Origin of the sequence: Blautia massiliensis (ex Liu et al. 2021) (assembly GCF_052064225.1) — a bacterium.
Taxonomy (GTDB): domain Bacteria; phylum Bacillota; class Clostridia; order Lachnospirales; family Lachnospiraceae; genus Blautia_A; species Blautia_A fusiformis.
Map to the genome: position 1 here is coordinate 99,641 of NZ_JBQHWA010000010.1, position 7,626 is coordinate 107,266.

7 protein-coding genes and 1 tRNA gene are annotated in these 7,626 nt (G+C 41.4%); 1 reads left to right on the plus strand and 7 read right to left on the minus strand.

The features are described from left to right. Nucleotides 1-7: 7 nt before the first annotated feature. The 4 genes from ACTNDQ_RS05910 to ACTNDQ_RS05925 form a co-directional block, all read right to left on the minus strand. Nucleotides 8-511 carry an ATP-binding cassette domain-containing protein gene (locus ACTNDQ_RS05910; protein WP_441064121.1) on the minus strand — a complete coding sequence of 168 codons (504 nt, stop codon included), beginning with the start codon at nt 509-511 and terminating at the stop codon, nt 8-10. A gap of 138 nt (nt 512-649) precedes the next feature. Beyond that, nucleotides 650-1,906, minus strand: coding sequence for an RNA-guided endonuclease InsQ/TnpB family protein (locus ACTNDQ_RS05915; protein WP_441064123.1), 1,257 nt, complete (start codon nt 1,904-1,906; stop codon nt 650-652). 18 nt (nt 1,907-1,924) lie between these two features. Next, complete coding sequence (gene tnpA / locus ACTNDQ_RS05920; RefSeq protein WP_207724697.1) at nt 1,925-2,335, minus strand: IS200/IS605 family transposase; 411 nt, start codon at nt 2,333-2,335, stop codon at nt 1,925-1,927. 703 nt (nt 2,336-3,038) lie between these two features. Next, nucleotides 3,039-5,270 carry a leucine-rich repeat protein gene (locus ACTNDQ_RS05925; protein WP_441064125.1) on the minus strand — a complete coding sequence of 744 codons (2,232 nt, stop codon included), beginning with the start codon at nt 5,268-5,270 and terminating at the stop codon, nt 3,039-3,041. A gap of 451 nt (nt 5,271-5,721) precedes the next feature. Between ACTNDQ_RS05925 and ACTNDQ_RS05930 the strand changes: the two genes are divergently transcribed. Beyond that, nucleotides 5,722-6,309 (plus strand): 50S ribosomal protein L25, encoded by a 588-nt coding sequence (locus ACTNDQ_RS05930; protein WP_342992729.1) that lies wholly within the window; start codon nt 5,722-5,724, stop codon nt 6,307-6,309. Between the two features lie 71 nt (nt 6,310-6,380). On the opposite strand, the gene ACTNDQ_RS05935 is transcribed toward ACTNDQ_RS05930, so the two are convergent. The 3 genes from ACTNDQ_RS05935 to ACTNDQ_RS05945 all read right to left on the minus strand — a co-directional run bounded on the left by ACTNDQ_RS05935 (nt 6,381) and on the right by ACTNDQ_RS05945 (nt 7,445). Then, nucleotides 6,381-6,587, minus strand: coding sequence for a hypothetical protein (locus ACTNDQ_RS05935; RefSeq protein ID WP_417032088.1), 207 nt, complete (start codon nt 6,585-6,587; stop codon nt 6,381-6,383). Nucleotides 6,588-6,747: 160 nt separating this feature from the next. Beyond that, a complete protein-coding gene (locus tag ACTNDQ_RS05940; protein ID WP_441064128.1) occupies nt 6,748-7,242 on the minus strand; it encodes a hypothetical protein in 495 nt (164 codons plus the stop codon). Between the two features lie 132 nt (nt 7,243-7,374). After that, a tRNA-Trp gene (locus ACTNDQ_RS05945) sits at nt 7,375-7,445 on the minus strand. Nucleotides 7,446-7,626: the final 181 nt, after the last annotated feature.

The following is a 7,626-nucleotide window of genomic DNA, read 5'->3' on the forward strand; positions in this document are numbered from 1 at the left end:
TTTCGAATTATTCATTCACCAGATTATACTCTTCGATGGATTTGTTGATGGAGTCTGCCATGTTTTTCACAGCTGTATCCACATCCTCTTTTCCGTTGAGCATGCTCTCAATCTCGGATTCCACGGTAGCTCTTGCCTCCGGGAATACACTTAACAGAGCGCCTACATAGTCTGCGGAGGAATCGTGGAGCTGGTCGATCGCCAGGATCTTTGCCACCTCACGGACCTTTCTGTCGATCTCATCCTTCGGAAGCTTACGGATCTTCAGGGCATATGCCATATTTCCGTAAACTGTCATATTAGGATATAAAGCATAGTTCTGGAAAACCATGGACATTCCACGCTCCTTTGGCTCCAGATAATTGGAAAACTCACCGTCGATCCACAGCTCACCGTCTGTAATCTCCTCCAGACCTGCGATGATACGCAAGGTTGTGGATTTTCCACATCCGGACGGACCTACAAAGATCACAAACTCTTTATCATGTATATCAAGGTTAAAATCCTTCACACCGCAATGCTCCGAATCAAATTGCTTACATACATTTGTGAACTACTCGGCAACTGAGTTACCAGAGCATCTGAATTAAGGCGGGATACCGCCTTTTCAGGGTGCGTCCATGACACCACTACTGCTCGCTCTTTAGAGCTATACAGCTACTTTTATTATTTCTGGCGTTTTTAGTTCGGTTACGGACAGTTCCTTTTTCTCTCCGGATACGGATAGATATTTTCTCAGGATGTTATATGCACCTACAGCATCTGCATTATAGATCCTGCCATCATCTTTGTACATACCCCTGTGTTTCCGGTTGGACGGCTCTGCATATTTCTTTTTCACTTCCGGTGACAGCGGACTACACTGGCTGGTATAGCTTTCCTCTTGTTTTACAAAACGGATCCCATATCTATTCAGCTTATATTCCAGCATCATGTAGATCCGGTTATATGGCAGGCTATGGAGCTTCTGGTTTGTTCGATGTCCCAGGTCATTTTCCATTCGGATATTCCGGATATCCCCTGTAATGACACAGGTAATCCCCTGTTCCCGGCAGTATTCTGCAAGATATCTTGTGACTTTGTGCAGATAATCTGTTACCGAATCCTGTTTTTTCCTATATAATTTCCTGATATGTTTTGATGTGACCGGATGTTTTACTCCCTTTCCGGACTGCTGCCCATACCACCGGGCCTGCACCCTTGCGATCTCTTTATGGAAATATCTTTCCAGTGCAAGGTACTTCCTGCCCAGGATAAACGTCTTCCCATTTTCAGAATCATAACACGTCATAAGGTTGTGAAGCCCCAGATCAATAGACAGTTCATGTCCGTTCTGTGGAAGTTCTTCCTGGTCAGGGACCTCATAAACAACTATGATTTTACAGTTTCCTTTCTCCGGCGGATAGATCCGCATCTGTTTGATCTGATCCACGTCCCTGAAGATCTTATTTTCAAGGTAAAGAAATCTTTCATGGATCTGATACGTTTCTTCCATATATTTTTTTAATGCCTTTGGAAGGGAAAGGCGGACTCTGCCCGTATCCCTTTCATGCGCGATCCCCATCTGCATATAGGTAATGGGGATACTTTTCTGCTTAAACCGCGGCGGTCTGGGAGTCTCGATCCCTCCGGATCTTTTCAGGGCATAAAAAGACTTCCATGCCTTGTCCAACAGTTTACAGACTTCCTGTGCGGTCTGGGACGGGAGCTGTTTATACCACAGATCCTCTTTATGGGCTTTTTTCTGATAATACCAGTCCGGATACTGCTCCATCCCAGTTTCTTTGTAATGCTGACGCTCGTAATTGCAGACATTCCAGAGCTTGGATGCTGCATAGCACATATGCCCGATGATGTTCGCATATTCCCGGCTGACCTTTATGGATGTTTTCTTTGACAGCAGCATTTCCTCTCCTCCATCGTATCAGTAAGCTTTGCTCTGATGTTCGATATACCTGCGGATATTTTCTTCCGATACAGATCCGACCGTTTCCACATAATAGGAATGGTTCCACAGCTCCCCTTTCCAAAGCTGGTTTCTTATTTCCGGAAAACGTTCGAAAAGTTTCCTGCCGGAGATCCCCTTCAGGTATTTCACGATCGCAGTTATGGATAATTTCGGAGGGGCTGACACAAAACAGTGTACATGGTCTCCTTCCCCACATTCAAACAGATGGACCGTAAAGCCCTTATCCTCTGCAATCTCCTGCACCAGTTCCTGCAGATATGCCTCGACCTCCGCATTTAATATCTTCCGCCGGTATTTTACCGACCATACCATATGGTAATTAATATTGCACACACAAGTGCGGTAATGTATAAGATTTTCTTTCATGCATATAGTATACCATGATATCGAAAATCCTGCAACAAAATATCGAACATACTTTCTTTTTATAATGCTGGATACAGCTTTTTATAGAAAGCTTTTATAGGAGAAAATTGAACGAAAACCGTTTTGTTATTTCTGTTTATAATGAGTGCAGATATGCACAGTTTACGCTTTCATCTCGGTAATTGAATTGCCGAGGATTCCCGCTTTTTATCCTAAATGCAATTTCTGACATTACTTATCTCCTTTCTCTTCTCTCGCTCGCATGGTTTGTAGTATAGAACTTTTCCGGCTGTTCAGATATCGTGGTTGAGATAAAGCTTTGTGAATTGTATGTAAAGTTATTTTGTGGATTCTGTGGATTTGTGTTAAATGGCCTCTGGATTCTGTGCGATCCCTGAGGATTATTTTTCTGTTTTATCGTTATTGTATAATGCAGCGAAATTCTGTCATTCTGCCCGAAAAAAGCCCTCCGGGCTGCATGATTCTGCAAACGCCGAAGGGCTGTGTTATGTTTTATACCCCGCAGGAAACTTCCTTAATTCGGGTCAAGCGGATAAAAGTATCCGCTTCGCTACTTGCTCATAACCAAATAACTGCTTCGCAGTTTATCAGTAAGAGCTGTACTCCTCCTGATACAAGCAAGTCCCCACCCAGTACTTATTGCTTTGGCACCCCTGCGGAAGACTTCCTCGCTTCAGTTAATTTATTTTCTGGTCGTAACTGTTTTTGCCGTGCTCCATGCAGAATAGTATTTCTTTCCACCTACAGTCCTGTATGTACGGATCCTCACATAGTATCTCTTTCCTGCTCCTAACTTCTTTACCGTTAATGTTCTTGTTTTATAAGAAGCAACTGTTTTTGTTACAGGATTTTTAAAATTTTTATTTACATAATACTGCACCTGATATCCAGTGGTCTGGGATGTCTGGGCTCTCCAGTTGACCCTGAAACCTTTGGATAATGCAGATACTCCGCTGAGAGCAGTTGCTTTCGGCAGGATCTTAAATGTTTTTGTGACAGTACCTGCGTACTTTCCTTTGAGAGTGACCGTTGCGCTGGCAGTTCCCACGTTTTTGTTATTTTTCCAGGTAACTGTGTAATATTTGGAAGAAATGACTTTTCCTGCCGGATCCTTTACTGTGATTGCAGGCTTCTTTGCAGCACCGTTGTAAACGATTCCGCTTACCGGCATAGTGACGGATACATAATGCATCTTAAGACTGCTTCCAAACGAGTCACTTCTGATAGGATCATTCCAGCCATATATCTTAACTGCTGCCCATTTTTTCGGAGTACCGCTGTAATAAACATGTTTTATTTTTTTACAGCCTTCGAATGCTGCTGCTTTTATATCGGTGATTCCTGCCGGAAATGTGACCTTCTCCAGTTCTTCACAAAAATCAAACGCCCCTTCTGCGATCACTTTCACTCCATCAGGAATTACTACCGATCTGATCTTGGTGGAAGCAAAAGCCGTTGGCCCAATCTCTGTGACTCCTGAAGGTATCGTAATTTCTGTAAGATTCTCACAATGACAAAAAGCAGCTTTTCCAATAGATTTGATCTTTGCCGGCAACGTAACCTTTGTGATCTTCGAGCAGACATACAGCATTGATTCCGGAATTTCTGTAATATTGTTAGAAAGTCTGATACTGGTCAGTTCTTCACACCACGCAAAAGCATGTGCACCGATTTTTGTCACGCTGTCTCCCATTGTAACTTTTTGTAATTTGCTGCAGCTGTAAAAAGCACCCTCGCCAATTGTTTTTACACTGTCCGGAATATTTAACTCATAAATATTAGTCGCTGTAAATGCATTAGCCCCTATGGTTGTAATTCCTTTTCCCATGGTAACCGTAAGTTTTGGAATTTTACGCCCGGCAGTTCGAAAAGCATTTTTCCCTATGGTTTTAACCGTTCCTGGAATCTTTACAAATGAGAGATTATCCATACCGAAAAAAGCACTCTCTCCAATCTCTGTAACACCTTCCGGTATTGTCACAGATGGAAGTGCTATGCAATCGGAAAAAGCATAATTTCCAATACTTCGGAGACTGCTGGGCATAGATACACTTGTAAGCGCATCAAAACTGATAAAGACTCCATCTGCCAGACTGGTAACGCCTTCCTCTATTATAATAGATGTGGTATCGTTTGAAATGGAATACACCTTGGTGCCATCCTCAGATCCGGCAAAGCCCCAGCTATACCAGCCGGTTTCTGTCTCATTACCATTGGAATCTATCTGATGGACCGGATGGTCGGGATCTCCTTTTACAGAGCCTGTTCCGGATATTGTAAGTGTACCGTTTTTCCACGTCCAGCGGGTGTTGCTCCCGCAGACACCGGAATTGCTGATGCTTCCATAAGCAGCGACGGCTTCTCCACTGTCCAGGTTCTCTGCTTCTGTCGTTATTTCCATATCTTCGGATTCAGGTTCCATGCTCAGGGTGTCAGACTGTTCTTCCGGTATTTCTTCTATAGAAATAGAGTCTGCTTCAGCCACTCCATTTGAAGCCGATTTATTTGAATCTGCTTTATTTGAGTCTGCTTCAGTTGAATCCTCTTCAATAGCTCCTTCGTTCCTTGGATCGGTATCTGATTCTCCCTGTATATCACTTATACTTATGTCGTCTGATTTTGCTTCATCCGTTTTTTCGTCGGCTTTTTCATTGGACAGATATTCTGATCTGTTGATTTCTGAATTGTTCTCAGCCGTTTGAACACCTCCGGAAGTATCTGTTATATTCGTCGTTATACTACTGTCAGAAAAATCATTTTCATCCTGACCGCTACCCGCCACCAGATCTGATACAAATTCCTCTTCCATCCCCTGTCCGTAAACAGCTGCTCCTGTCATAAACGGTGTTGTAGTCAGAAGCGCCGCTGACAGCAGACAAGATATGGAAACCTGCAGTTTGCCTCTTTTCTTCATACTTTTCTTCCTTTCTTCAATCAGAGGGATACAGACAAATTCCTATCCTCTGTTTGCTGCTTTTCGCAATTGAAACAGAGAACTTCCCTAATTCGAATAAATTCCCTGCGAAAATTGTAAATATCCTGCTGACTCTGATATTATTACAGACTTACCGAATTATTTCTGTTCTGTCAACAAAGTGGATTTTAACCAAAACCATCAAACCATAATTTTTTCTGTAAACAGTTGATTTCCTCCTTTGTTTTTGTCTAATTTTACCCTTGAATTTCTGTATACAAGTCAAACAATACAAAATATTTCTCTTAAATTTTCAAACTTTTTGTTAGCCACCTCGTCCGAGAAGTGCTATAATAATCCCAGTCAGAAAAGAAATGCAGAATTCGTGTTACTGCGAACAGCGCGAACAGCAACATTACCGGAATCCATGCATCAGGAGGAGGAATTTGACATGATCACATTGAAAGCAGAGAAAAGAAACCCGAATGTAAAAGCTAAAAAATTAAGACGTGAGGGTTACGTCACAGGAATTCTTAGTGGAAAAGAAATGAAAGAGCCTGTAGCACTTCAGTTTGACGGTGCCGAGGCAGCCAAATTCATTAAAGCAAATAAAGAAGGTACACAGATTTACCTGGACATCGAAGGCGAAAAAGTTGATGCCCTGGTAAAGAACATTGACTATAATCCAATTGAAAAACAGCTGATGGCTCTGGATTTCCAGGCACTGGTAGCCGGTGAGAAGGTTTCCACAACAGTCGCTGTCAAACTGGAGCACACCGACATGGTTCAGGGTATCGTTGAGCAGGAGATGGAAGAGATCCACTACAAAGCAGATCCGGCCAACCTTCTGGATACCATCGTGATTGACTTTAACGGCTATCCAGCAGATGTCCGTGATATTCATGTAAAAGACCTCCCGATTCCGGAAGGCAAACACGTTCACTTCATTACACCTGAGGATGCAGTTGTTGTTCATATCGGTGAGTATGAGGCAGCTCCGGAAGAGGATGAGGACGCTGAAGCTGAGACAGAAGCATAATATATATAGTAATGATTCAGGGGATTGCCGATTGGCAATCCCCTGGTTTTGTTTACATAATTCTAAGAATGTTATTTCATTTGTAATTTCTTTACCTCATCCAGCGGCAATCCGGAAAAATTAGAGATATCTTCCAGTGTAAATCTGCTGTCTTTGAGCATTTTCTGTGCGGTAAGCAGCGCCTGTTTCTGAAGCCCAATACTTTCACCCTCTGTAAACCCCTGTGTTCTGCCCTCTGCTCTTGCATCATCACACATTTCCTGTACAGCCTGACACATATCAACACTCCTTTCTGTTTCTGGAAATCGTAGGTTTAATCCGGTTATGGAGTTGATGACTCGAGCTGCTTTGAGTTCGAGTGACTGGAACTTGTCAAACTCCTCATCTTTTATCTCAGCAGGTGAAAAAATTAATCCATTATATAATATTAGCAACAATTTATTCTTGTTTAACAAATGACCATGGTAATTCACTTAGATTTACATTTTGAGCTGAAAAACCATTGGTACCATACATTGTAATATTATAAAGTATACTAACATCTTTGAGTTCACTTTCTGGAATATCAGATAAATGCTTATAGTGTCCATTTGTACATTTCCAAATATCATATTCTTTTGAAAAAATAAAGCTATTTCCGTCAACAACGCCTATCATTCCACTATATACTTCTCCCGGTGTACTATCCGGAATATACATCCAATATACTGTACCATCATCCAAAATCTGTACAATTCTATTTGCCGTTGCGCTCCATGTTCCAATCAATTCCTGCGGAAATGTTACCTTATTATTAGAAGTATCTTTAGATATTTTTAAATTATTATCCTCATTAGAATTAATATTTATTTTGCTTTTTCGTATTAATATTATATTAAAACTAAGTGAAATCACTAATGCAATGCTTAAAAATGCAATTATAATTTTTTTCATTCTCCTTTTTCTCCTTAGTTTCATGCATAAATATAATTACCATTAATATAGCATAAAGAGATATTAATTACTATACATTAAAAGAAAAAGCCGGAAAACCTTGATTTTCAAGATTTTCCGACTTTTAAATAGCAGGGGATGAGAGAATCGAACTCCCACCAAAGGTTTTGGAGACCCCTATCATACCATTTGACCAATCCCCTATATACAAGAAAAAGTGGCTGTTGGCCACAAATTCTTTTACATTGTACTCTCAAAACTACATACATGCTTGTTGATCGTTAATCAAACTCTTGAATCAATTCTTAACCTGCGTTTCTTGGTCAAGCCCTCACCCGATTAGTAACAGTCAGCTCCATGTGTTACCACACTTCCACCTCTGCC

What these genes read in the sequence shown, in the direction of transcription:
- ACTNDQ_RS05915 (WP_441064123.1), bottom strand. Translation starts at nt 1,906, where the DNA reads ATGCTGCTGTCAAAGAAAACATCCATAAAGGTCAGCCGGGAATATGCG.
- tnpA (WP_207724697.1), bottom strand. Translation starts at nt 2,335, where the DNA reads ATGAAAGAAAATCTTATACATTACCGCACTTGTGTGTGCAATATTAAT.
- ACTNDQ_RS05925 (WP_441064125.1), bottom strand. Translation starts at nt 5,270, where the DNA reads ATGAAGAAAAGAGGCAAACTGCAGGTTTCCATATCTTGTCTGCTGTCA.
- ACTNDQ_RS05930 (WP_342992729.1), top strand. Translation starts at nt 5,722, where the DNA reads ATGATCACATTGAAAGCAGAGAAAAGAAACCCGAATGTAAAAGCTAAA.
- ACTNDQ_RS05935 (WP_417032088.1), bottom strand. Translation starts at nt 6,587, where the DNA reads ATGTGTCAGGCTGTACAGGAAATGTGTGATGATGCAAGAGCAGAGGGC.
- ACTNDQ_RS05940 (WP_441064128.1), bottom strand. Translation starts at nt 7,242, where the DNA reads ATGAAAAAAATTATAATTGCATTTTTAAGCATTGCATTAGTGATTTCA.